At 66.0% G+C, this 21988-nt stretch carries 18 protein-coding genes; 5 read left to right on the forward strand and 13 right to left on the reverse strand.

Going from position 1 to position 21988, the window contains the following annotated elements; genetic code table 11:
• The first annotated feature begins 42 nt into the window (after nucleotides 1-42).
• Entirely contained in the window at nucleotides 43-1026 is a 984-nt protein-coding gene (locus RT582_RS13960) for a zinc-dependent alcohol dehydrogenase family protein (protein WP_313477959.1), read from the forward strand.
• A gap of 205 nt (nucleotides 1027-1231) precedes the next feature.
• On the opposite strand, the gene RT582_RS13965 is transcribed toward RT582_RS13960, so the two are convergent.
• The 3 genes from RT582_RS13965 to RT582_RS13975 all read right to left on the reverse strand — a co-directional run bounded on the left by RT582_RS13965 (nucleotide 1232) and on the right by RT582_RS13975 (nucleotide 3945).
• Nucleotides 1232-2005: a MetQ/NlpA family ABC transporter substrate-binding protein gene (locus tag RT582_RS13965; RefSeq protein WP_023445748.1), complete on the reverse strand. Its 774-nt coding sequence runs from the start codon at nucleotides 2003-2005 to the stop codon at nucleotides 1232-1234.
• Between the two features lie 255 nt (nucleotides 2006-2260).
• On the reverse strand, nucleotides 2261-2938 hold the full coding sequence (locus RT582_RS13970; protein WP_014822197.1) for a methionine ABC transporter permease: 678 nt from the start codon (nucleotides 2936-2938) through the stop codon (nucleotides 2261-2263).
• On the reverse strand, nucleotides 2938-3945 hold the full coding sequence (locus RT582_RS13975; protein ID WP_313477962.1) for a methionine ABC transporter ATP-binding protein: 1008 nt from the start codon (nucleotides 3943-3945) through the stop codon (nucleotides 2938-2940). The genes RT582_RS13970 and RT582_RS13975 overlap by 1 nt, the downstream gene beginning before the upstream one ends.
• A 264-nt stretch (nucleotides 3946-4209) precedes the next feature.
• On the opposite strand from RT582_RS13975, the gene katE reads away from it, so the two are divergent.
• Together katE and RT582_RS13985 are read left to right on the forward strand one after the other, a co-directional pair.
• Nucleotides 4210-6345: a catalase HPII gene (gene katE, locus RT582_RS13980; RefSeq protein WP_313477965.1), complete on the forward strand. Its 2136-nt coding sequence runs from the start codon at nucleotides 4210-4212 to the stop codon at nucleotides 6343-6345.
• Nucleotides 6346-6544: 199 nt separating this feature from the next.
• Nucleotides 6545-8032: a DASS family sodium-coupled anion symporter gene (locus RT582_RS13985; RefSeq protein ID WP_313477966.1), complete on the forward strand. Its 1488-nt coding sequence runs from the start codon at nucleotides 6545-6547 to the stop codon at nucleotides 8030-8032.
• 42 nt (nucleotides 8033-8074) lie between these two features.
• On the opposite strand, the gene RT582_RS13990 is transcribed toward RT582_RS13985, so the two are convergent.
• From RT582_RS13990 to zur, 4 genes are read right to left on the reverse strand one after another with little or no spacing between them, the layout of a single operon-like run.
• Entirely contained in the window at nucleotides 8075-8587 is a 513-nt protein-coding gene (locus RT582_RS13990; RefSeq protein WP_045666922.1) for a YgjP-like metallopeptidase domain-containing protein, read from the reverse strand.
• Entirely contained in the window at nucleotides 8580-9368 is a 789-nt protein-coding gene (gene znuB / locus RT582_RS13995; protein WP_313477970.1) for a zinc ABC transporter permease subunit ZnuB, read from the reverse strand. The genes RT582_RS13990 and znuB overlap by 8 nt, the downstream gene beginning before the upstream one ends.
• Nucleotide 9369: 1 nt before the next feature.
• Complete coding sequence (znuC, locus tag RT582_RS14000; RefSeq protein ID WP_023445753.1) at nucleotides 9370-10140, reverse strand: zinc ABC transporter ATP-binding protein ZnuC; 771 nt, start codon at nucleotides 10138-10140, stop codon at nucleotides 9370-9372.
• Nucleotides 10137-10622 carry a zinc uptake transcriptional repressor Zur gene (gene zur, locus RT582_RS14005; protein ID WP_045666923.1) on the reverse strand — a complete coding sequence of 162 codons (486 nt, stop codon included), beginning with the start codon at nucleotides 10620-10622 and terminating at the stop codon, nucleotides 10137-10139. The genes znuC and zur overlap by 4 nt, the downstream gene beginning before the upstream one ends.
• A 64-nt stretch (nucleotides 10623-10686) precedes the next feature.
• Here zur and RT582_RS14010 point away from each other — a divergent pair, with 64 nt between their 5' ends.
• Complete coding sequence (locus tag RT582_RS14010) at nucleotides 10687-11712, forward strand: zinc ABC transporter substrate-binding protein (protein ID WP_313477973.1); 1026 nt, start codon at nucleotides 10687-10689, stop codon at nucleotides 11710-11712.
• Between the two features lie 133 nt (nucleotides 11713-11845).
• On the opposite strand, the gene RT582_RS14015 is transcribed toward RT582_RS14010, so the two are convergent.
• A complete protein-coding gene (locus RT582_RS14015; protein WP_313477976.1) occupies nucleotides 11846-13171 on the reverse strand; it encodes an aspartate aminotransferase family protein in 1326 nt (441 codons plus the stop codon).
• A gap of 191 nt (nucleotides 13172-13362) precedes the next feature.
• Between RT582_RS14015 and RT582_RS14020 the strand changes: the two genes are divergently transcribed.
• On the forward strand, nucleotides 13363-14856 hold the full coding sequence (locus RT582_RS14020) for an aldehyde dehydrogenase (protein ID WP_313477978.1): 1494 nt from the start codon (nucleotides 13363-13365) through the stop codon (nucleotides 14854-14856).
• Nucleotides 14857-14956: 100 nt separating this feature from the next.
• Here the strand turns inward: RT582_RS14020 and RT582_RS14025 are convergent, their stop codons facing one another.
• From RT582_RS14025 to RT582_RS14045, 5 genes are read right to left on the reverse strand one after another with little or no spacing between them, the layout of a single operon-like run.
• Nucleotides 14957-16360, reverse strand: coding sequence for a glycosyltransferase family 2 protein (locus RT582_RS14025; RefSeq protein WP_014822187.1), 1404 nt, complete (start codon nucleotides 16358-16360; stop codon nucleotides 14957-14959).
• Nucleotides 16357-17481 (reverse strand): HEAT repeat domain-containing protein, encoded by a 1125-nt coding sequence (locus tag RT582_RS14030; protein ID WP_313477980.1) that lies wholly within the window; start codon nucleotides 17479-17481, stop codon nucleotides 16357-16359. Before RT582_RS14030 ends, RT582_RS14025 begins: the two co-directional genes overlap by 4 nt.
• Nucleotides 17471-18607, reverse strand: a complete 1137-nt coding sequence (locus RT582_RS14035) for a YaiO family outer membrane beta-barrel protein (RefSeq protein WP_313477982.1) — start codon at nucleotides 18605-18607, stop codon at nucleotides 17471-17473. The genes RT582_RS14030 and RT582_RS14035 overlap by 11 nt, the downstream gene beginning before the upstream one ends.
• Nucleotides 18604-18993 (reverse strand): response regulator transcription factor, encoded by a 390-nt coding sequence (locus RT582_RS14040; protein WP_014822184.1) that lies wholly within the window; start codon nucleotides 18991-18993, stop codon nucleotides 18604-18606. The genes RT582_RS14035 and RT582_RS14040 overlap by 4 nt, the downstream gene beginning before the upstream one ends.
• The gene (locus tag RT582_RS14045) at nucleotides 18990-21866 is read right to left on the reverse strand and encodes a CHASE3 domain-containing protein (RefSeq protein WP_313477983.1); all 2877 of its coding nucleotides are present in this window, start codon (nucleotides 21864-21866) and stop codon (nucleotides 18990-18992) included. The genes RT582_RS14040 and RT582_RS14045 overlap by 4 nt, the downstream gene beginning before the upstream one ends.
• Between the last annotated feature and the right edge of the window lie 122 nt (nucleotides 21867-21988).

The following is a 21988-nucleotide window of genomic DNA, read 5'->3' on the forward strand; positions in this document are numbered from 1 at the left end:
CGGCCTACGCTCAGCAGAACGGAGACGAAAGGAGGGACGTCGATGCGCGCCATGTTGCTGGAACAGATTGGCCAGCCGTTGCAGCTGCGCGAGCTGCCCGAGCCGCAACCGGGGCCCGGTGAGCTGCGGGTAAAAGTGCTGGCCTGCGGCGTGTGCCGCACCGACCTGCACGTGGTGGATGGCGAATTGCCGGAGGTGCCGCTGCCGATCATCCCGGGTCACGAGATTGTCGGCCGCGTCGATGCGCTGGGCGAAGGCGTCAGCGGCTTCGAACTGGGCCAGCGGGTCGGCATTCCCTGGCTTGGGCATACCTGCGGCACCTGCAGCTATTGCCAGCACGCCGAGGAAAACCTCTGCGATGCGCCGCAGTTCACTGGCTACACGCGGCCGGGCGGTTATGCCGAATACGTGGTGGCCGACGCGCGCTTCGCCTTTGCCCTCGGCGAGGAGGGCGATGCCGTGGCGCTGGCGCCGCTGCTCTGTGCCGGGCTGATCGGCTGGCGTTCGCTGGTCAAGGCCGGTGACGGCAAGCGCCTCGGGCTTTACGGCTTCGGCGCCGCGGCGCATATCGTCATGCAGGTGGCGCGCTGGCAGGGGCGGGACGTGTATGCCTTCAGCCGCCCGGGCGATGTGGCCGCGCAGGACTTCGCCCGTTCACTGGGTGCGCTCTGGGCTGGCGATTCCAGCCAGGCGCCGCCTGTACCGCTGGATGCCGCGATCATCTACGCACCGGCCGGCGAGCTGGTGCCGGCCGCATTGCGCGCCGTGCGCAAGGGCGGCCGGGTGGTCTGCGCCGGCATCCACATGAGCGACATCCCGAGCTTTCCCTACGACATCCTCTGGCAGGAACGCGAGCTGGTTTCAGTGGCCAACCTGACCCGTCGGGACGGCCTGGACTTCTTCCCGGTCGCCGCGCAGGTCGGCATTCATACCGAAACCCATGCCTATCCGCTGGAGCAGGCCAACCAGGCGCTGGACGATCTGCGCAACGGGCGCTTCCAAGGTGCGGCAGTGCTGGTGCCGTGAAGAGCATGCTGCGCGAGACATATCAGCGGCCCGCGTTCTGATCTGATTCGGAGTGGATCGTGCTTTATCGATACACGGGGTGGCCTCCACCGGGTGGCCATCGCTGAGTGGGCGCCGCGGTGGATGTGAACGGCGATATCCACCCTGTGCCCTAAAACGAAAAACCCCGCCGAGGCGGGGTTTGTTCAGAGCGGAGCGGTCACGGTCAGAAGGCCGGAACCACGGCACCCTTGTACTTTTCTTCGATGAACTTGCGCACTTCTTCGCTGTGCAGCGCGGCGGCCAGTTTCTGCATGGCGTCGCTGTCCTTGTTGTCCGGACGGGCGACCAGGATGTTCACGTAGGGCGAGTCGCTGCCTTCGATGACCAGGGCGTCCTGGGTCGGGTTCAGCTTGGCTTCCAGCGCGTAGTTGGTGTTGATCAGCGCCAGGTCGACCTGGGTCAGCACGCGCGGCAGGGTCGCGGCCTCCAGCTCACGCACCTTGATGTTCTTCGGGTTTTCGGCGATGTCCTTCGGCGTGGCGGTGATGCCGGCACCATCTTTCAGCGTGATCACGCCTGCCTTGGCCAGCAGCAGCAGGGCGCGGCCGCCGTTGGTGGCGTCGTTGGGAATGACCACGGTGGCGCCACTGGGCAGCTCGTCCAGCGACTTGACCTTGCTCGAGTAGGCACCGAAGGGCTCGATGTGCACACCGGCAACGCTGACCAGATCGGTGCCCTTGCCCTTGTTGAACTCATCCAGGTACGGCTGGTGCTGGAAGAAATTGGCGTCCAGGCGCTTCTCGGCGACCTGGATGTTCGGCTGCACGTAGTCGGTGAAGACCTTCACGTTCAGCTCCACGCCTTGCTCGGCCAGCTGCGGCTTGACGAACTCCAGCAGCTCGGCGTGCGGCACGGCGGTGGCGGCCACGGTCAAGGTTTCGGCGGCCTGCGCGGAAAATGCTGCGACGGTGGCAAGGGCGGCAATCAGTTTCTTCATCGTTCGGTTCCTTCAGAGGTAGATCGGGGTGCGAATTTCGCTCGCCCTAGCAAGCCGTCGAAAAACTAGCTGCGTTGGCAATACTGCTTTAAAAACAGGCTCGGACTGCTCATTTAGAGTACTAAACTCCGCGTCCTCACCTGTTTTGACTCGTTACACTCACCCTTCGGGCCAGCCTTCGGCTGTTACTCCCGCTGGTCGTTGCGCCTTGTCTTGCCTGCCTCGCCTACGTTTTTTCAACGGCCTGCTGATGGTTCATTTGCGCGAAAAATGGGTGACCAGTCTGTCGCCGACGCTTTGCAGCACCTGCACCAGCACCAGCAGCAGGACCACGGTGACGACCATCACGTCGGTCTGGAATCGCTGGTAGCCGAAGCGGATGGCCAGGTCACCGAGGCCGCCGGCCCCCACCACACCGGCCATTGCGGTGTAGGACACCAGGGTGATGGCGGTGACGGTAATGGCGGCGATGATGCCCGGACGCGCTTCCGGCAGCAATGCGCTGAAGATGATCTGCCGCGTCGTGGCACCCATCGCCTGGGTCGCCTCGATGATGCCGCGGTCCACCTCGCGCAGCGCGGTTTCCACCAGGCGCGCGAAGAACGGCGCAGCGCCCACCACCAGCGGCGGGATGGCACCGGCCACGCCCAGCGAGGTGCCGGTGATCAGCACGGTGAAGGGGATCATCACGATCAGCAGGATGATGAACGGCAGCGAGCGCAATACGTTGACCACGAATGACAGCGCGGCATACAGCGGCGCGTTTTCGAACAGCTGGCGCGGGCCGCAGAGAAACAGCAGCACGCCCAGCGGCAGGCCAAGCAGGATGGTGAACAGCAGCGAGCCGCCGAGCATCAGCAGGGTGTCCAGCGTCGCCAGCCAGATCTCGTACCAGTCGACATTCCCCAACAAGGAGCTGAAAAGGGCTTCCATCAGCGCAATACCTCCACGTGCACGTCAGCGGCCTGCAGTTGTGTCATTGCCGCTGCCATGTCACCGCCGATCAGCGCCAACGTGAGCTGGCCGTAGGGGGTGTCCTTGATGCGATCGATGCGCCCGGACAGGATGCTGTAGTCGACCCCGGTTTCACGGGCGACCGTGCCCAGCAGCGGCTTGTAGGTGGCGTCGCCCTGGAAGGTCAGGCGCAGGATGCGGCCCGGCACATGAGCGAAATCGTCGTGCAGCTCGCTTTCATCCATCGCCTCGTCTTCCAGCACGAAGCGCTGGGTAGTCGGGTGCTTGGGATGCAGGAACACTTCGGTGACCGGCCCCTGTTCGACGATGGCACCGGCATCCATCACCGCGACGCGGTCGCAGACGCGGCGGATGACGTCCATCTCGTGGGTGATCAGCACGATCGTCAGCTTCAGTTCGCGATTGATCTCGGCCAGCAGCTGCAGCACCGAGGCGGTGGTCTGTGGATCGAGGGCGCTGGTCGCCTCGTCGCAGAGCAGGATGCTCGGCTCGGTGGCCAGCGCACGGGCAATACCGACGCGCTGCTTCTGACCACCGGAGAGCTGCGCCGGATACTTGCGCGCGTGGTCCTTGAGGCCGACACGGTCGAGCAGGGCGGCGACGCGGGCGTCGATCTCACTGCGCGAGCGGATGCCGGCCAGGCGCAGCGGCATGGCGACGTTGTCGGCCACGGTCTTGGACATCAGCAGGTTGAAGTGCTGGAAGATCATCCCGACGCGCTGGCGGAAGCGCCGCAGGCCGTCGGCATCGAGCGCGGTGACATCTTCGCCGTTGACCAGGATGCGCCCGCCGGAGGGTTCCTCGAGGCGGTTGATCAGACGCAGCAGCGTGCTCTTGCCGGCGCCAGAATGGCCGATCAGGCCGAAGACTTCACCGGAGGCGATCTCCAGCTGCGTCGGCTGCAGGGCAGGGACGTCTCTGCCGCCGGTCCGATAGGTTTTGTGGACTTGATGGAATTCGATCACGGGCGAACCTTGTGGGGGCGGCGTTCGTTGCCGGGATATTCGGCGAAAGCCGGGCATTCTACCCGTTTGCCGGCGAGGTCGCTTGTCTGTGCCGCTGCGATTGAGCAAATGCATCGGGCTTATAGCCAAAGCAAATCGGTTCGGCCGGCAACCATGTAGCCGCTATAGGGGTCACTAACCGGTACGCCGTGAAATGATCACGCATCAGGTCCAGACCGTGGCCCGATCGTTCGCGGTTCAGCTCACCGCTAATGGAGGCCCATCATGACCGAAAAGACCCCTAAACAGAGCGAGCTGGCCGGCACCGATACCGTCGACCGTGCCAATCACAACGCCAAGCTCGACCAACTGGAAGAATTTCGCAGCGACGCCACCGGCGAGGCGCTGCGCACCAACCAGGGCGTGAAGATCGCCGACAACCAGAACACCCTCAAGGCCGGCGACCGTGGGCCCTCGCTGCTCGAAGACTTCATCATGCGCGAGAAGCTCACCCACTTTGACCACGAGCGCATCCCCGAGCGCATCGTGCATGCGCGTGGTTCGGCGGCGCACGGTGTGTTCGTCAGCTACGCCGACCACAGCTGGCTGACCAAGGCCTCGTTCCTCGCCGCCGAAGGCAAGGAAACCCCGGTCTTCACGCGCTTCTCCACCGTGCAGGGCTCGCGCGGCTCGGCAGACACCGTGCGCGACGTGCGCGGCTTCGCCACCAAGTTCTACACCGACGAGGGCAACTTCGATCTGGTCGGCAACAACATGCCGGTGTTCTTCATTCAGGACGCGATCAAGTTTCCGGACTTCGTGCATGCGGTGAAACCCGAGCCGCACAACGAGATCCCGCAGGCGCAGTCGGCTCACGACAGCTTCTGGGACTTCGTCTCGTTGACCCCGGAATCGGCGCACATGGTGCTCTGGACCATGTCCGACCGCGCCCTGCCGCGCAGCTTCCGGGCGATGGAAGGCTTTGGCGTGCACACCTTCCGCCTGATCAACGCCGAGGGCGTCAGCCGCTTCGTCAAGTTTCACTGGAAGCCGGTCGCGGGCGCCTTCTCGCTGGTCTGGGACGAGACGCTGAAGATTGCCGGCAAGGACCCGGACTTCAATCGCCGCGACATGTGGGAGGCCATCGAGATGGGCGACTACTTCGAGTGGGAGCTGGGCGTGCAGGTGGTGGAAGAGGCCGACGAGCACAAGTTCGATTTCGACCTGCTCGACCCAACCAAGCTCATCCCCGAGGAGCTGGTGCCGGTGCAGAAGCTCGGCAAGATGACCCTCAACCGCAACCCGGACAACTTCTTCGCCGAGACCGAGCAGGCCGCCTTCCACATTGGCCACATCGTGCCGGGCATCGACTTCACCAATGACCCGCTGCTGCAGGGCCGGCTGTTCTCCTACACCGACACCCAGCTGCTGCGTCTCGGTGGGCCAAACTTCCACGAGATCCCGATCAACCGTCCGCTGTGCCCGTTCCACAACAATCAGCGCGACGCCTTCCATCGCCAGACCATCCACAAGGGCCGCGCCAATTACGAGCCAAACTCGATCGACAGCGGCTGGCCCAAGGAAACCCCGCCGGCGGCCCAGGGCGGCGGCTTCGAGAGCTATCCGGAGCGCGTCGAGGGCCACAAGATCCGCAACCGCAGCGAATCCTTCGGCGACCACTTCTCCCAGGCCACGCTGTTCTGGAACAGCATGAGCGCGCCGGAGAAGGAGCACATCATCGGCGCCTACACCTTCGAGCTGGGCAAGGTGGAGCGGGTGTTCATCCGCGAACGCCAGGTCAACGAGATCCTCGCCAATATCGACCTGGAGCTGGCCCGCCGTGTCGCCGAGAACCTGGGTCTGCCGGCGCCGAGCGCACCGACCGTGACGCCGAAGACGCCAACCCCGCAGGATTCGCCGGCGCTGAGCCTGATGAACCATGCGCCGGGTAACATCAAGTCGCGCAAGGTGGCCATCCTGGTAGCCAACGGCGTCGATGGTGCGGCGATCGATGCGTTCAAGGCCAAGCTGGCCTCGGAGGGCGCGCTGGCAAAGATCATCGGCCCATCACCGGCGCCGGTGAAAACAGCGGACGGCAAGATGCTGCCGGTCGACGCCGCGATGGATGGCATGCCCTCGGTGATGTTCGACGCGGTGTTCGTCCCCGGCGGCGCCGATGCGGCGGCGGCCATGGCCAAGTCCGGCGAGGCCAAGCACTACGTGCTGGAGGCCTACAAGCACCTGAAACCTATCGTCATGCTCGGTGCGGCGCGGCCGCTGCTGGCATCGCTGGGCCTGCAACCCGACAGCGGTCTGCTGGAAGGTGACGATGTGGATGGTGTGTTTGGCAACTTCGCCCAGGCGCTTGGCCAGCATCGCGTCTGGGCCCGCGAGGCCACCGCGGAGGCCATCCCCGCCTGAGGTTTGCGCGAGGTTCGAGCGAGCACCAGCCCGCTCGAACCTGGCGGCGAGCCATCGACACAGAACGCCGGCGCATACCGGCGTTCTGCTTTTTTTACTTGGTTAACTCGCCGCAAAGGCCCGCAATAGACACAGGTCATGGTCTCGCTGATCTGGCTTGCCCATGCTGAAGGCGTCTGTCAGCGGATGGAGCCATACCATGAGCGATACCCCTAACGTAGCCCTTCGCCAAGGTCTGCTTGGCATCCCGATCGGTCTGTTGGTGGCCGTACTGGCGCTCATTGGCGTGCTGCTGATGCCACTGCCTGCCGACCTGCCCGTGGCCGGCCAGCGAGTGCTGGCGATCCTGGTGTTCGCGGTGGTGGTGTGGATCACCGAAGCGGTGTCCTATGAGGTCAGCGCGATCATGATCACCGCGCTGCTGGCGTTCCTCATCGGTACGGCGCCTACGCTGGAAAACCCCGAGGTCGTCTACGGCACCTCAAAGGCGATCGGCATGGGGCTTTCCGGCTTTGCCAATCCGGCATTGGCGCTGGTAGCCGGAGCCCTGTTCATCGCTGCGGCGATGACCCTGACCGGGCTCGACCGGCGCATTGCGCTGATGACCCTATCCAGGGTCGGCACCAGTTCGCGGCATATCCTCGGCGGCACGCTGGTGGTCATCGTCCTGCTCAGCCTGGTGGTACCCAGCGCCACGGCGCGCGCCGCCTGCGTGGTGCCGATCATGCTTGGCATCATCACCGCATTTGGGATCGACAAGCGTTCGAACTTCGCCGCCGGCATGATGATCATCGTCGCCCAAGGCACCAGCATCTGGAACATCGGCATCCAGACCGCAGCGGCGCAGAACCTGCTGCTGGTGGGCTTCATGGACAAGCTGCTGGGTGAACGAGTCAGCTGGATCGACTGGCTCATCGCCGGCGCACCCTGGGCCGTGCTGATGTCCTTCGTCCTGCTGGTCATCGTGCTCAAGCTGCTGCCGCCGGAAACCGAGCGGATAGCCGGTGGCAAGGAAGCCGTGGCACGCTCGCTCGCCGAACTTGGGCCGATGACATCGGCGCAGAAGCGCCTGCTCGCCGTGTCCATCGGGTTGCTGCTGTGCTGGGCCACCGAGGGCAAGCTGCACAGTTTCGACACCACCAGCACCACCTACGCGGGACTGGTGATCCTGATGCTGCCGCGCATCGGCGTGATGAACTGGAAGGAGGTTCAGACGCGAGTGCCTTGGGGCACGGTGATCGTCTTCGGCGTCGGGATCAGCCTCGGCACGGTATTGCTCACGACCCAGGCCGGACAGTGGCTCGGCGCGCAGGTGGTGGCCCACACCGGGCTTGGCGTGGTGGGGCCGCTGGGCATCTTCGCCATTCTCGGCGCCTTTCTCATCGTGATCCATCTGGGCTTTGCCAGTGCCACGGCGCTGACCTCGGCCATGCTGCCGATCCTGATCTCGGTGTTGCTGAGCCTGCCAGGGGATTTCAGCCGGCTGGGGATGACCATGCTGCTTGGCTTTGTCGTCAGCTATGGCTTCATCCTGCCGATCAACGCGCCGCAGAACATGGTTTGCCTGGGCACCGAGACCTTCAGCGCCCGGCAATTCGCCAAGGTCGGCGTGCTGGTAACGCTGATCGGCTATCTGAGTATGTTGCTGTTCGCGATGACCTGGTGGCGCTGGCTGGGTTGGATCTGAGCAGCCCTACATTTCGGATCGACGCCTGGCAGCACTGATGCGCTAGGCGTTCTTGCCCGGTAGCGCCTCCAGCTCGCGCCAGTGCAGGAACAGGCGCAGATCGAACTCGATCTGCCCGTAGCCGGGCAGCATGTGTTCGCACAGCTTGTAGAAGGCGCGGTTGTGCTCGCTTTCGCGCAGGTGGGCGAGCTCATGCACCACGATCATCTTGAGGAATTCCGGCGCTGCCTCGCGAAACAGTGCGGCGACGCGGATCTCCTTCTTCGCCTTGAGCTTGCCACCCTGCACCCGTGACACCGCGGTATGCAGGCCCAGCGCGCGATGGGTCAGGTCCAGGCGATTGTCATAGAGCACCTTGTCGATCGGCGGCGCGCTTTTGAGGTGGTCCTGCTTGAGCTGCTGCACGTAACCATACAGCGCCTTGTCGCTCTGCACCTGATGGCGGCCAGGGTAGCGCCGCGCGAGGTAATCGCCCAGGCGATCCTCGGCGATCAGCTGGCGTACCTGAGCCAGCAGCGGCTCGGGGTAGCCGCGCAGGTACTTCAGGTCACTCATCGCGCTTCGGCCAGGCGAAGCTGAGCAGGAACAGCGCGGCGGCGCTGACCACGATGGACGGGCCGGCCGGAGTGTCTTCGAACCAGGACAGCGTTAGCCCCAGGCACACCGCGACGATGCCCAACACGCTGGCGCCAAAGGCCATCTGCTCCGGCGTGCGCGCATGGCGTTGCGCCGCGGCGGCGGGAATGATCAGCAGCGAGGTGATCAGCAGCACGCCGACGATCTTCATCGCCACGGCGATCACCACGGCGATCAGCAGCATCAGCGCCAGGCGGATACCGGCCACCGGCAGGCCTTCGACCTTGGCCAGCTCCTCGTGCACGGTGATCGCCAGCAGCGGACGCCACAGCGGAATCAGCATCAGCAGCACCAGCGCGCTGCCGCCGATGATCCAGGCCAGATCGCTCGGCCCGACGGCGAGCAGATCGCCGAACAGATAGCCCATCAGGTCGATGCGCACGTCATCCATGAAGCTCAGCGACACCAGGCCCAGCGACAGCGTGCTGTGCGCGAGAATGCCGAGCAGCGTGTCCGAGGCCAGCGGCTGGCGCTGCTGCAGGGTGACCAGCAAGAGCGCGAGCAGCACGCAGCCGACGGTCACCGCCAGGGTCAGGTTGACGTCGAGCATCAGCCCGAGGGCGACGCCGAACAGCGCGGCGTGGGACAGGGTGTCGCCGAAATAGGCCATGCGCCGCCAGACGACGAAGGAGCCGAGCGGGCCGGCGACCAGCGCCAGGGCGAGGCCGGCGAGCAGGGCGTTGAGAAGGAAATCGGGCATGTCAGTGCTTGCAGTTCGGGCCGTGGACGTGGGGTTTGCCGGTCACCACGCTGCCGTGCAGGTCGTGGCTGTGGTCGTGCTGGTGGTGGTAGATCGCCAGACTGCGCGCGTCCTGGCCGAACAGTTCGACGAAGGCCGGGTCGCTGCTGACCTGCTCCGGGTGCCCCGAGCAGCAAACGTGGCGATTGAGGCAGACCACCTGGTCGGTGGCGCTCATCACCAGGTGCAGGTCGTGGGAGACCATCAGCACGCCGCAGCCGTAGCGGTCGCGCAACACGCCGATCAACCGGTACAGCTCGGCCTGGCCGGCGACGTCGACGCCCTGCACCGGTTCGTCCAGCACCAGCAACTCCGGCTCGCGCAGCAGCGCGCGGGCGAGCAGCACACGCTGCATTTCGCCGCCGGAAATTTTCTGCAGCGGGCTGTCGATGACGTGTTCCGCACCGACTTCACCCAGCGCCGCCAGTGCGCGGGCACGATCGACGCCAGGTACCAGGCGCAGAAAGCGCAGCACCGACAAGGGCAGGGTGGGGTCCACGTGGAGCTTCTGCGGCATGTAGCCGACACGCAGCTTCGGCTTGCGCCAGACTTGGCCGCGATCAGGTTTCAGCAAGCCCAGCACGGCCCGTACCAGCGTGGTCTTGCCGGCGCCATTGGGGCCGATCAGGGTGACGATCTCGCCGCGATGAACCTGCAGTTGCGCGCCTTCCAGCACGTTCTGGTTGGCGAAGCGCACGTGGATGTCATCCAGCCGCAGCAGCACCTCGCTCATGCGGCTTTCCGGCAGTTCGAGCAGAGGCCGACCACTTCCACGGTCTGCCCCTCGACGGCGAAGCCGACGCTGCCGGCGGCGCTGTCGATGGCCTCGGCGATGGCGCGTTGCTCGAGTTCGATGGCGGTGTGGCAGTGCCGGCAGATGAGGAACTGGCCCTGGTGCGGATGCTCCGGATGGTTACAGCCGATGAAGGCGTTGAGCGACGCGATGCGATGCACCAGGCCGTTCTCCAGCAGGAAATCCAGCGCGCGGTAGACGGTGGGTGGCGCGGCGCGGCGGCCATCCTGCTCGCTCAGTACGGCGAGGATGTCGTAGGCGCCGAGCGGCCTGTGGCTTTGCCAGACCAGCTCCAGCACACGCTTGCGCAGGGCGGTCAGGCGTACGCCCTGGCGCGCGCAGAGGCTGTCGGCTTCGGCCAGCGCGTGGCTGACGCAATGGTCATGGTCGTGGGGCGTACAGGCCAGCGGGGTCTTGGACATGGGCGGCGACGTGTAAGGGGAGAGACGTTATTATGTACCAATTCTTTCCGTTCGAGTGATGCCCGTGAATCGTCTTTGCTCCCTTCCGTTGCTGGCGGCGCTGCTCGCTGGCGCCTCCTCTGCCCAAGCTGAAGTCCGTGTACTGACCAGCATCAAGCCGCTGCAGCTGATCGCCGCGGCGGTTCAGGATGGCGTCGGTGAGCCTGACGTTCTGCTGCCGGCGAGCGCTTCGGCGCATCATTACTCGCTGCGACCGTCCGACGTACGGCGTATCCGCGATGCGCAGCTGTTCTACTGGATCGGCCCGGATCTGGAGAGCTTCCTGCCGCGCGCACTGAGCGCTCGCGAAGGCACGACCGTGGCGGTGCAGGACCTGCCGCAGCTGACCCTGCGTCGTTTTGGTGATGCGCATGCGCACGACGAGGCTGAACATCACGATCACGACGATCACGACGATCACGACGATCACGACGATCACGACGGTCATGAGCATGATGCTCACGGGGATGACGAGGCCGCACATGGCGAGACCGCCCATGCCGACGAGCACGACCATGACCATCGGCCGGGCACGCTCGATGCGCACCTGTGGCTGCTGCCGGCCAACGCCCTGATCATCGCAGAGCGCATGGCCGCTGACCTGGCCGCCGCCGACCCGGCCAACGCACAGCGTTACCAGGCCAACTCGGCGGCCTTCGCCCAGCGCATCGAGGCGCTCGACGCCCGCCTCAAGCAGCGCTTCAGCAAGGTGCAGAACAAGCCGTTCTTCGTCTTCCACGAGGCCTACGACTACTTCGAGTCGGCCTACGGCCTGCGTCATGCCGGCGTGTTCAGTGCCGGTGGCGAGTCGCAACCCGGCGCGCGGCATGTGGCGGCGATGCGCGAGCGGCTGCAGCAGGCCGGGCCGAGCTGCGTGTTCAGCGAACCGCCGGCGCGTCCGCGCCTGGTCGAGACGCTGACCGCCGGCTTGCCGGTGAAGATGGCGGAACTGGACGTGCTGGGCGTCGGCCTGGCGACGGATGCGCAGGGTTACGAGAAGCTGCTGGAAGGTCTCGGTGTCACCCTGGCCGACTGCCTGGAATCGCTCTGAGACCGCGCCGCAATGGCATTGGTGGGCTGAAGCCCTCCCTACCGAACGTCCACCGCCGCCCCTGTAGGGTGGGCTTCAGCCCACCGGTTTCCCTGCAAATACGGCGAGAACGGCCCGTCAGGCCGGATAAGCCTCAGCCGGCCCCGCGAATGCCGTCGGCGAGCAACTCCATCATCTGGTCGATCTCGGCCTTCTCGACGATCAGCGCCGGCGACAGGGCGATGGTGTCGCCGCTGGCGCGTACCAGCAGGCCCTTCTCGAAACACTCGCGGAACACCTCGTAACCGCGCTTGCCGACGCCATCGGCATGGGCAGCGAACTGGATACCCGCGACCAGCCCGACCGTGCGGATGTCGATCACGTTGGGCAGGTCCCTAAGGCTGAACAGTGCTTCCTGCCAGTAGGGCTCCAGGTCGATGGCCTTCTGGAACAGGTTCTCCTGCTGATAGATCTGCTGGGTCGCCAACGCTGCCGCGCAGGCCACCGGATGCCCGGAGTAGGTGTAGCCGTGGAAGAACTCGATGACGCTTTCCGGTCCCTTCATGAACGCGTCGAACAGGTGGTCGGCGACCAGCACCGCGCCCATGGGAATCGCGCCGTTGGTCAGGCCCTTGGCGCAGGTGAGGATGTCCGGCGTCACGCCCCAGCGCTGGGCGGCGAAGGCTTCGCCGACACGACCGAAGCCGGTGATGACCTCATCGAAGATCAGCAGAATGCCGTGCTTGGCGGTGATCTCGCGCAGCCGCTGCAGATAGCCCACCGGCGGCAGGATCACCCCGGCTGAGCCGGACATGGGCTCGACGATCACCGCGGCGATGTTCTCCGCGCCGTGCAGCGTCACCAGCCGCTCCAGTTCGTCGGCCCGTTCCACGCCATGCTGCGGCAGGCCCTTGCTGAAGGCGTTGCGCTGCAGATCGAGGGTGTGCGGCAGGTGATCGACGCCCGGCAGCATCGGGCCGAAGGCGCGGCGGTTGTTGGCCATGCCGCCCACCGACATGCCGCCGAAACCGACGCCGTGGTAGGCCAGCTCGCGGCCGATCAGCCGCGTGCGTGAGCCCTGACCGATGGCGCGATGATAGGCCAGGGCGATCTTCAGCGCGGTATCCGCCGACTCCGATCCGGAGTTGGTGAAGAACACCCGGTTCAGTCCTTCGGGGCTGATGGCGGCGAGTTTCTCGGCCAGCTCGAAAGGTAGCGGATGGCCCATCTGAAAGGTCGGCGCGAAGTCCATCTTGGCGATCTGCTTGCTCACCGCTTCGCTGATCTCGCGTCGGCCATGGCCGGCATTGCAGCACCAGAGCCCGGCCGTGCCGTCGAGCACCTGGCGGCCGTCGCTCGCCGTGTAATACATGCCCTCGGCGCTCTCCAACAGGCGCGGCGTGGCCTTGAACTGGCGGTTGGCGGTGAAGGGCATCCAGAAGTGATCGGGCGAGGCGTTGGGATGGAAATCCTGTGACATGGGGCTGGCTCCGGGTGGCGAGCGGCTATGCTGCGACGGCGAGCCGCAGGGTTTTCATCGAGTCTATGTTTAATAAAACGAACAAAACAAGGCGATAGACCGGCCGTTCGTAAAAAATATTGATAGGGTCCGCGCCGCTGGTTTAGGGTGCCTTTTCCACAGCCTGAAGACCTGACTAGAGAGGATGCACCATGCCCACCCTGACCCTCGCCGACTGGCAACAGCGTGCCCGCGACCTGCACATCGAAGGTCGCGCCTTTATCCAGGGTGAGTATTGCACCGCGACGGACGGAGGGCAGTTCGACTGCATCAGTCCGGTGGACGGGCGCGTGCTGGCGCAGGTCGCCAGCTGCGAGCAGGCCGACGCCGAGCGCGCGGTGGTCAGTGCCCGTGCCGCATTCGATGCCGGCAGCTGGTCGCGCGTGGCACCGGCCAAGCGCAAGGCGGTGCTGATTCGCTTCGCCGATCTGCTGGAAGCCAACCGCGAGGAGCTGGCGCTGCTGGAAACCCTCGACATGGGCAAGCCGATCGGCGATTCGCTGGCGGTGGACATCCCCGGCGCTGCGCGGGCACTGCGCTGGAGCGGCGAGGCGATCGACAAGATCTACGACGAAGTGGCGGCCACGCCCCACGACCAGCTGGGCCTGGTCACCCGCGAGCCGGTCGGTGTGGTGGCGGCCATCGTGCCGTGGAATTTCCCGCTGATGATGGCCTGCTGGAAGCTCGGCCCGGCGCTGGCCACAGGCAACTCGGTGGTGCTCAAGCCCTCCGAGAAGTCGCCGCTGACCGCCATCCGCATCGCCCAGCTGGCGATCGATGCCGGCATTCCGGCCGGCGTACTGAATGTTCTGCCGGGCTACGGCCACACCGTCGGCAAGGCGCTGGCGCTGCACATGGACGTCGATACCCTGGTCTTCACCGGCTCCACGCGGGTAGCCAAGCAGCTGATGATCTATGCCGGCGAGTCGAACATGAAGCGCGTCTGGCTGGAGGCGGGCGGCAAGAGCCCGAACATCGTCTTCGCCGACGCGCCCGATCTCGAAGCAGCAGCTCAGGCTGCGGCCGGCGCCATTGCCTTCAACCAGGGCGAGGTCTGCACCGCCGGCTCGCGCCTGCTGGTGGAGCGATCGGTCAAGGAGCGCTTCCTGCCCATGGTGGTGGAGGCGCTCAAGGGCTGGAAGCCGGGCAACCCGCTGGACCCGGCGACCAACGTCGGCGCGTTGGTAGACACCCAGCAGCTGAATACCGTGCTCGGCTACATCGACGCCGGGCGTGAGGCGGGCGCGCAGGTGCTGATCGGCGGCCAGCGTACGCTGGAGGAAACCGGCGGGCTGTACGTCGAGCCGACCATCTTCGATGGCGTCGACAATGCGATGAAGATCGCTCAGGAGGAAATCTTCGGCCCGGTGCTGTCGGTGATCACCTTCGACAGCGCCGAGGAAGCGGTGGCGATCGCCAACGACACGCCCTACGGCCTCGCCGCCGCCGTGTGGACCGCCGACCTGTCCAAGGCACACCGCACCGCGCGGGCGCTGCGCGCCGGCAGCGTGTGGGTCAACCAGTACGACGGCGGCGACATGACCGCGCCGTTCGGCGGCTTTAAGCAGTCCGGCAACGGCCGTGACAAGTCGCTGCACGCCTTCGACAAGTACACAGAGCTGAAGGCGACCTGGATTCAGCTCTGACGGCATCCGTAGGGTGGATGTCGCTTTTTACATCCACCTTGTTGCACGGCCATGGTGGATCGATGAAGCGTGATCCACCCTACGGTTTTTGAGCGTTCAGCTAGCTTTGCCCCCACTGCCCGCTGCGACGCATTGCGCCCCAGTGGTGCTTGCGTCGCGAGAACCATTGCCAGAGCCCGCGGCAGCGCCAGACGGTGTTCAGCTGGCGGTAGCCGAAGTTCTCCAGCACGGCCATCAGAAACAGCTGCAGCATGTCGCGTCGGCGGCTGTAGACGCGGAACGACATGGTTTCCAGCAGCAGGCCGTTGACCGACAGCAGGATGCCCATGCCGATCGCCACCAGCAGGAAGGCCGCCAGCGCCGCGTAGGACACCGCACCGAAGGCGAAGCCGGCGAGCATGAAGCCGTAGCCGACCAGCTCGATCAGCGGGCCGATCCATTCGAACAGCGCCATGAACGGCCAGGCCAGCCAGCCCGGCGTGCCGCCACGCAGGCTGAAAGCCAGCCGCGCATGACGGCCGAGGCTTTCGGCCAGGCCGCGCTGCCAGCGGCTGCGCTGGCGGCCGAGGGTGCCGAGATCTTCCGGGCATTCGGTCCAGCAGATCGGGTCCGGCAGGTAGCGGATGCGGTAGGGGATGCGCTTCTCGCGGTGATAACGGTGCAGCCGCACCACCAGCTCCATGTCCTCGCCAACGGTATCGGTGCGATAGCCGCCGACCGCCATCACCCGTTCGCGGTCGAACAGGCCAAAGGCGCCGGAGATGATCAGCACGGCGTTGAGCGGCGACCAGCCGAGACGGCCGAAGAGAAACGCACGCAGGTATTCGACGATCTGGAAGCGCGCCAGCCAGTTGCGTGGCAACCCGGCCTGGATAAGAAAGCCGCCGCGCACCTGCGAGCCATTGGCGATACGCACGGTGCCGCCGGCGGCAATGGTGCGCTCGTCTTCGAGGAAGGGCTGCACCACGCGCAACAGGCTGTCGCGCTGCAGGATCGAGTCGGCGTCGACGCCGCAGAACAGTCCATGGCGTGCCGCGTTGATACCGGCATTCAGCGCATCGGCCTTGCCGCCGTTGGCCTTGTCCACCACCCGCAGATTGGCGTAGCGCCGCGAACGATAGATGGCCTGCACCGGTTGGTGGGCCACGGCCTGGCGCAGCGGCTCGGGGTGCGGCACCAGGTCGAATTCCTCGATCAGCACGGCGAGGGTGTTGTCCTTCGAACCGTCGTTGATCACCACGATCTCGAACTCGGGATACTGCAGCTGCAGCATCGAGCGCACCGAGGTGCGGATGGTCGCTTCCTCGTTGAACGCCGGCATCAGCACCGAGACTGGCGGTTCAACCCCCAGGTAGGGCGCCAATTCGCCGGTTTCCGCCCGTTGCCGGATGTAGCCCATGAGGCTTGCCATCGACAGCATGTTGAGCAGCAGGTACATGCCGTTGAGCAGCAGGAAATAGAGGATGAATGCGACCTGCAACCACCACAGCCAGGTATCGGTCACCGGCGCACCTCCGCGATGGCGCGGCGCAGGGCGTCCCTGCCGTAACGATCACGAACCTGTTCAAGCATATGCTGCAGCCCCTCCAGCGTTGCGCCCGGCATCGCCGCCAGGCTGTCGGCCGCCGCCTGGCGCACCCACCAGCTGCTGTCCGATAGCAGCGGCAGGAACAGTTCGCTGTCTTCGCGGCGTGCCTGTTTGTGCAGTGCCTGCAGCGCAGCCAGACGCACGGTGTCCTGATCGTGCTGCAGGGCGCGTAGCAGGCGGTGGCGGTCGCGCGGGTCGCCGAGTTCGCACAGGCAGCGCAGCGCTACCTGCAGATATTCTGCCGGTGCGCCTTCGTCCAGCCGGGCACGGGCCCAAGGCGCGGCGTGGCGGGGATCGCCCTGCACGAGCAGGGGAACCAGACGCTCGCGACGCGGATCCTCCGAGGAGGACAGCACGATCAGCAGCGGCGTGGTCACGGCCTGTTCGCCAGCCTGCTGGCAGAGACTGATCAGCCGCGGCAGTGCCCAGTCGGGGCGATTCACCGCCGCCGGCAGGATTAGCGCCATGGCTTTGCTGGCGTCCATCGCCACCAGGGTCTGGGCGGCGGAGAGGGCGACGATGGAGTTGCGGCTCAGCAGTAGCGGTTGCACCGCCTGCCAGTGCGCCGGGTCAGCCAGATGCCGCAGGCAGGTCAGGCCAATCAGCTTGCTGCGCACCCTCCCGCGCAGCAGGATCAAGGCCTGGCGGTCCATGCCCAGGGCGATCAGCGCGCGGTTCATGCGCTCACGGGCGGCGCCGCGCAGTTGCAGCTGGGTACGGTTCCACTGCAGCAGGAACCAGAGCTGATGCCGTCGTGGCAGCGGCGCATGGCTGGCTGGCAGTTCATCGCTGAGGCTGCAGAGGGCGAAGTAGGGCCGCCACTGTTCGTTGAACTGCTGCCGGCGCACGGCGCGTCGGCGCGACAGCTCGCCGAGCAGCAGCACCTGCAGCAGCACCAGCAGCGTCAGCGCGCCGAGGCCGAAGGCGCCGTACAGCGCCAGCTGCAGCATGCGGTCTTCCGGCCAGAGCTGCGCCCAGGCGTTCGCCGGTGCTTCGCACAGCCAGCGGGGGCAGCGCGCCAGCCATTCAGAAAGCATGACGCAGGCCGAGCTGCAGCCATTGACGGTCGTAGTAGCTGCCCTGCTGGTGATGGCCGATTTCCCAGCTCAGCGCCCAGCGGCTGTCGAACCAGTGGCGACCCTGCAGGCTGATGGCGCGCACGTCGCTGGTGATCAGCTGCTGTTCCTCCACCGCTTCTTCCTCGCCCACGGTCAGGCGCAGGCCGGCGTAGCTCAGGCCCTGGTAGTAGTAGTCCAGCGCCACATCATGGCCGATTGGCGTGCCGGCATTGGCGACATCGGTGACGTTCAGCGTGTAGCCGGCGCGCCAGGCGTTCCAGTAGCGTTCGGCACTCAGCGCCAGGCGGTCGACCCGGGTGGTTTCGTACTCGGTGCGGCGGACACTGACAGCGCCGAGGTAGCCGTCCGGTAGCCGCCGCTGCAGGCGCAGATCGGCATGCCACTCGGGAAGGAAATAGGGTGACGGCTGGTAGCCGACCTCCGGTTGCAGGGTCCAGTTCTCGTCCAGCGCAATGACGGCGCCGGCTTCGACGCCTTCGTCCCACTCGCCGAAGCGTTGCTCGCGTGTCAGCGCGCCATACCAGCCGAGACTCTCCGGCTTCGTCGAGGCGTAGTCCAGGCGCTGGCTGCGCCAGTTGTCAAAGCCGCTGTCGAGCCAGTCCTGGCGAGCAGAGATTTCCAGTTCGTGGCGTCGCCTGGTCGCGGCGTCGACGACCGGCACGGGCGCCGCTGCGGTGCTGGGCACGGTCAGCGCAGCACGGGCCTGCTGGATCACCTGCTGCACCTCGGCATAGTCCGGGGCGAGCTGGGCGGCGCGTTCGAGCGATTGCAGCGCACGTTGCGGATGACCGGCCCAGAGTAGCGCCTGGCCCTCGCCGAGCAGATAGTCGGCGTTGTCCGGCTGATGCTGCAGCAGGCGGCGATAGATCGGCAGCGCCTGTTCAGGGCGGCCTTGCCAGCTCAATACGCGGGCGAGCAGGAACTGCGCCGCGGTGTCGTCCGGCTGCCCGGCCAGATGCGCCCGAAGTGTTGCTTCGGCCGCGTCCAGTTGTTGCGCCTGGACCTGCCGCTCGGCGGTGGTGACGTCCGCCAGCGCCGCACCGCAAGGCAGCGCCAGGGCAAGCAGCATTACCGCTCGCTTCATCGGCGGCCCCTCAGCAGACGGCGGATGCGCGCCAGCAGTTCTTCCGGCTGGAACGGCTTGGTCACGTAGTCGTCGGCGCCGAGTTCCAGCGCTCGGACGATGTCCACTTCACGGGCCTTGGCCGTCAGCATCAGCACCGGCACGCTGTCCCAGCCGGGTTGCGCCCGCAGCCGTTCGATGAGTTCCAGGCCATCATGGTAGGGCAGCATGATGTCCATCAGCGTCAGGTCCGGCGGCTCGCTCTGGGCGAAGTACTCCAGTGCCTGCCGGCCATCGGCGGCGTGGTCGACCACGAAGCCGTGACGTTCGAGCATGTAGCGGATGAGAAAGGCGATGTCTTCTTCGTCTTCCACCATGAGAATGCGTTTGCTGGCGGATTCGCTCATGGGTGAGCCTCGTCGGTTTCGTGTGTGTGCCCCGGCGGCCAGTGTTGCAGCAGGTGCTGGATCAGCCTGGCCAGCTCATCGCCGTCGTGACGGGATTTCACCAGTTGGCGCAGCGCCAGGCGGTCGTCCTGAATCGGGGTGTCGAGCGCGGAAAAGATGATCACCGGCGGCGGTGGGACGCTCTGCGCCAGCTGGTCGAACAGCTCGGTGCCCTGGCCGTCCGGCAGCATCAGGTCGATGATCGCCAGGTCGAAGGTCTGTGCCGCGATCAGCTCGCGCGCGTCGTGCAGCGTCGCGGCGCCGGAAAGATCGACATCGAGCGCGGCGATCTGCCTGGCCAGCAGCACCCGCAGGTCGTCGTCGTCCTCGACGTGCAGGATGCGCGGTTTGTGCCCGCCGAGCTGCAGACAGGCGCGGATCACGTCCATGACCCGCGAGGGGTCGATCGGTTTGTGCAGCCAGTCGATCACGCCTACCGCGCCGCCGCGCAGCGTGCCGTCGTCATCATCGCGGCGCTGCGGCTGCAGGCTGACGATCAGCACCGGCAGGTTGCGGTAGTTGTGCTGGCTGCGCAGGCTCTGCAGGAAGGCCGCGCTGTTTTCGTCATCCAGCGCCGGGCTGAGGGTCAGTGCCTCGACGTCGAACCGCTGCAACAGCTGACGCGCCTCGGCTGCGCTCCCGCTGATCAGGGTGGCGTAGCCATGTTGTTGCAGCGCTCTGGCCAACTGCTCGGCGGCCCGCGCATCCGGCTCGAGGATGAGGATCAATGGCGCGTCGTCACGCTGAGCGGCGCTGGCTGGCGCTGCGGCGGGTCGCTGCAGCGGCGTCGCTGGTTGCTCCGCCAGCGGCAGCTGCAGCCAGAAGCGCGAGCCGTGACCTTCCTGGGAGTCGAAACCGATCTGTCCGTGCATCTGCTGCACCAGCGAGCGGGTGATCGCCAGTCCCAGCCCGGTGCCGCCGCGCTGGCGGGCGTCGGAGGAATCGGCCTGGGCGAAGCGCTCGAAGATGCGCCCACGGAAAGCCTCGGGAATCCCCGGCCCCTGATCCTGTACGCCGAGTTCCAGCACGTTGTCATGGTGACGTAGATCGACCGTCACGCTGCCGCCGGCGGGGGAATGCTTGATCGCGTTGGACAGCAGGTTGGCCATCACCTGGGCGAAGCGGTCGGGGTCGACCATCGCTTCGCTCGACAGCGACTCATCGGCGCCCACCAGCCTGAGATTGACGTCGTAGTCGCGGGCGTACGGCTGGATATCCGACAGCGCCTGCTGCACCAGCGCGCGCACGTCATGGTGGCCGAAGTTGAAGGCCAGGCGTCCGGCTTCGAGTTTTTCGATGTCGAGGATGTCGTTGATCAGGCGCACCAGGCGTTCGCTGTTCTTGTGAGCGATATCCAGCAGCGGGCGGGCGTCGTCGCCGATATGTCCGGCAATGCCTCCGATCAGCATACCGAGGGCGCCGCGGATGGCGGTCAGCGGCGTGCGCAGCTCGTGGCTGACGATGGAGATGAATTCGGTCTTCATCTGCTCCATGCGTCGGCGCAGGGAGATGTCCACCGCCACCGTGACCACATGACAGGTACGTGTCGAGATCCGCAGCGGGCGCTTGACCACCTGGAACCAGTGCTCCGCGCCATGGGCATCGGTCAGCGCGACCTCGGTGCTGCGCAGATCGCCGCTGCCTCCCGCCAGTTCGGCCAGCTCTTCGTCACCCAGCAGCAGCGGTTGCAGCCGCACGGCAGACGGCACCTCGTCGGGGCGGCGCTGCTCGATGTCCTGCGGGCGCACGTCCAGCAGGGCCGCGAGCGCCGAATTGCAGAGCAGGAAACGGCCCTGGGCGTCGCGAACGAAGATCAGGTTCTCGTCGGTGTCGACCACGCGGCGGAGAAAGACCTGCTGGTCATGCAGGCTGTCGCGGTTGTGCTGCAGTTCGCTGACGTCGCGCGCGATGGCCAGATGATCGCCCAGCCCGGTGGGCGTCAGACGAACCTCGAAGGTGCGCTGGGTCTGCAGCTCGCACCAGGTCTTCTGGCGCAGTGCGCCCTCGTCGGTCTGATTGAGCAGCTCGATGAGCAAGGGTTCGATCGCTTCCGGCGGCGGTGCGCGGCGCGGGGTGCCTCGCGAAATGCTCGACACCTGCTGCCGCTCATCGACCGCGTAGAGGTGGTCCGGGATGGCCTGCAGCAGCGCCCCGAGGCGTGCCTCGCCGGCCTGGGCGCTGCGGGCGAGCTGCTGGCGAATCTGCAGATTCCGCTGCAAGGCCCAGAAGGCCGCCAGAAACAGCCCGATCACCACCAGCGTGCCCATCAGTGCCAGTTGCTGCGCGCGCTCGGTGGTGCGTGCCACGGCTGCGCTGGCGGCGGCCAGGTGGCTGCGCTCGTGCTGCTCGACGGCGTTGAGCAGTGCGCGCAGGCGGTCCATCAGCAGGTGCCCGCCGGCCTCGCGCAGACGCTCCACGGCAGCCTGCAGCCCGGCCTCGCGGCGGGTCTGCATGTTGCCGGCGGCTACTTCGAGGCGGTCGGCGATGGTGGCATCGAGGGTCCGGAACCAGCGTCGGTCGGGATAATCACGTCCTTCGACCTGGCGCTGCAGGCTGCGTCGGTTGCCTTCCAGCTGTCTGAGGCCACGTTCGTAGGGTTCGAGATAGGTGGGGTCGCCGGTGAGGATGAAACCGCGCGAACCGGTTTCGATGTCCTGTAACGAAGAAAAGATCGCCTGGACCGAGGTGATGATTTCCAGGCTGTGGCTGACCGAGCGATTGGTCTGCAACAGCGCTTCCTGCGTGCGCTTGCCTTGCCAGCCAAGCGCGACGAGCAACAGAAACGCAGCGAGAAAGGCGATTGAATGCCAACCGATCGCGAGTCTTGCGGGCAAATCGGACTCCTTCCGCCGGGGATGACTGCACAGAATCCCCAGTTGCCTCGCTACCGCGTGGTCACCGGGATGAACTCAGTGTAGTCAGACCTGCACGAACCACAGCGGTTCGCCGCCGAAAG

It is taken from the genome of Stutzerimonas kunmingensis (assembly GCF_032106285.1).
Lineage (GTDB): Bacteria > Pseudomonadota > Gammaproteobacteria > Pseudomonadales > Pseudomonadaceae > Stutzerimonas > Stutzerimonas kunmingensis_B.

Excerpts from the sequence above, each read along its gene's own strand:
- RT582_RS14015 (WP_313477976.1), bottom strand. The coding sequence starts at position 13,171 with ATGTCACAGGATTTCCATCCCAACGCCTCGCCCGATCACTTCTGGATG.
- RT582_RS14035 (WP_313477982.1), bottom strand. The coding sequence starts at position 18,607 with ATGAAGCGAGCGGTAATGCTGCTTGCCCTGGCGCTGCCTTGCGGTGCG.
- RT582_RS13970 (WP_014822197.1), bottom strand. The coding sequence starts at position 2,938 with ATGGAAGCCCTTTTCAGCTCCTTGTTGGGGAATGTCGACTGGTACGAG.
- RT582_RS13990 (WP_045666922.1), bottom strand. The coding sequence starts at position 8,587 with ATGAGTGACCTGAAGTACCTGCGCGGCTACCCCGAGCCGCTGCTGGCT.
- RT582_RS14020 (WP_313477978.1), top strand. The coding sequence starts at position 13,363 with ATGCCCACCCTGACCCTCGCCGACTGGCAACAGCGTGCCCGCGACCTG.
- RT582_RS13985 (WP_313477966.1), top strand. The coding sequence starts at position 6,545 with ATGAGCGATACCCCTAACGTAGCCCTTCGCCAAGGTCTGCTTGGCATC.
- RT582_RS13960 (WP_313477959.1), top strand. The coding sequence starts at position 43 with ATGCGCGCCATGTTGCTGGAACAGATTGGCCAGCCGTTGCAGCTGCGC.
- RT582_RS13965 (WP_023445748.1), bottom strand. The coding sequence starts at position 2,005 with ATGAAGAAACTGATTGCCGCCCTTGCCACCGTCGCAGCATTTTCCGCG.
- znuC (WP_023445753.1), bottom strand. The coding sequence starts at position 10,140 with ATGAGCGAGGTGCTGCTGCGGCTGGATGACATCCACGTGCGCTTCGCC.
- RT582_RS14030 (WP_313477980.1), bottom strand. The coding sequence starts at position 17,481 with ATGCTTTCTGAATGGCTGGCGCGCTGCCCCCGCTGGCTGTGCGAAGCA.
- zur (WP_045666923.1), bottom strand. The coding sequence starts at position 10,622 with ATGTCCAAGACCCCGCTGGCCTGTACGCCCCACGACCATGACCATTGC.
- RT582_RS14040 (WP_014822184.1), bottom strand. The coding sequence starts at position 18,993 with ATGAGCGAATCCGCCAGCAAACGCATTCTCATGGTGGAAGACGAAGAA.
- katE (WP_313477965.1), top strand. The coding sequence starts at position 4,210 with ATGACCGAAAAGACCCCTAAACAGAGCGAGCTGGCCGGCACCGATACC.
- znuB (WP_313477970.1), bottom strand. The coding sequence starts at position 9,368 with ATGCCCGATTTCCTTCTCAACGCCCTGCTCGCCGGCCTCGCCCTGGCG.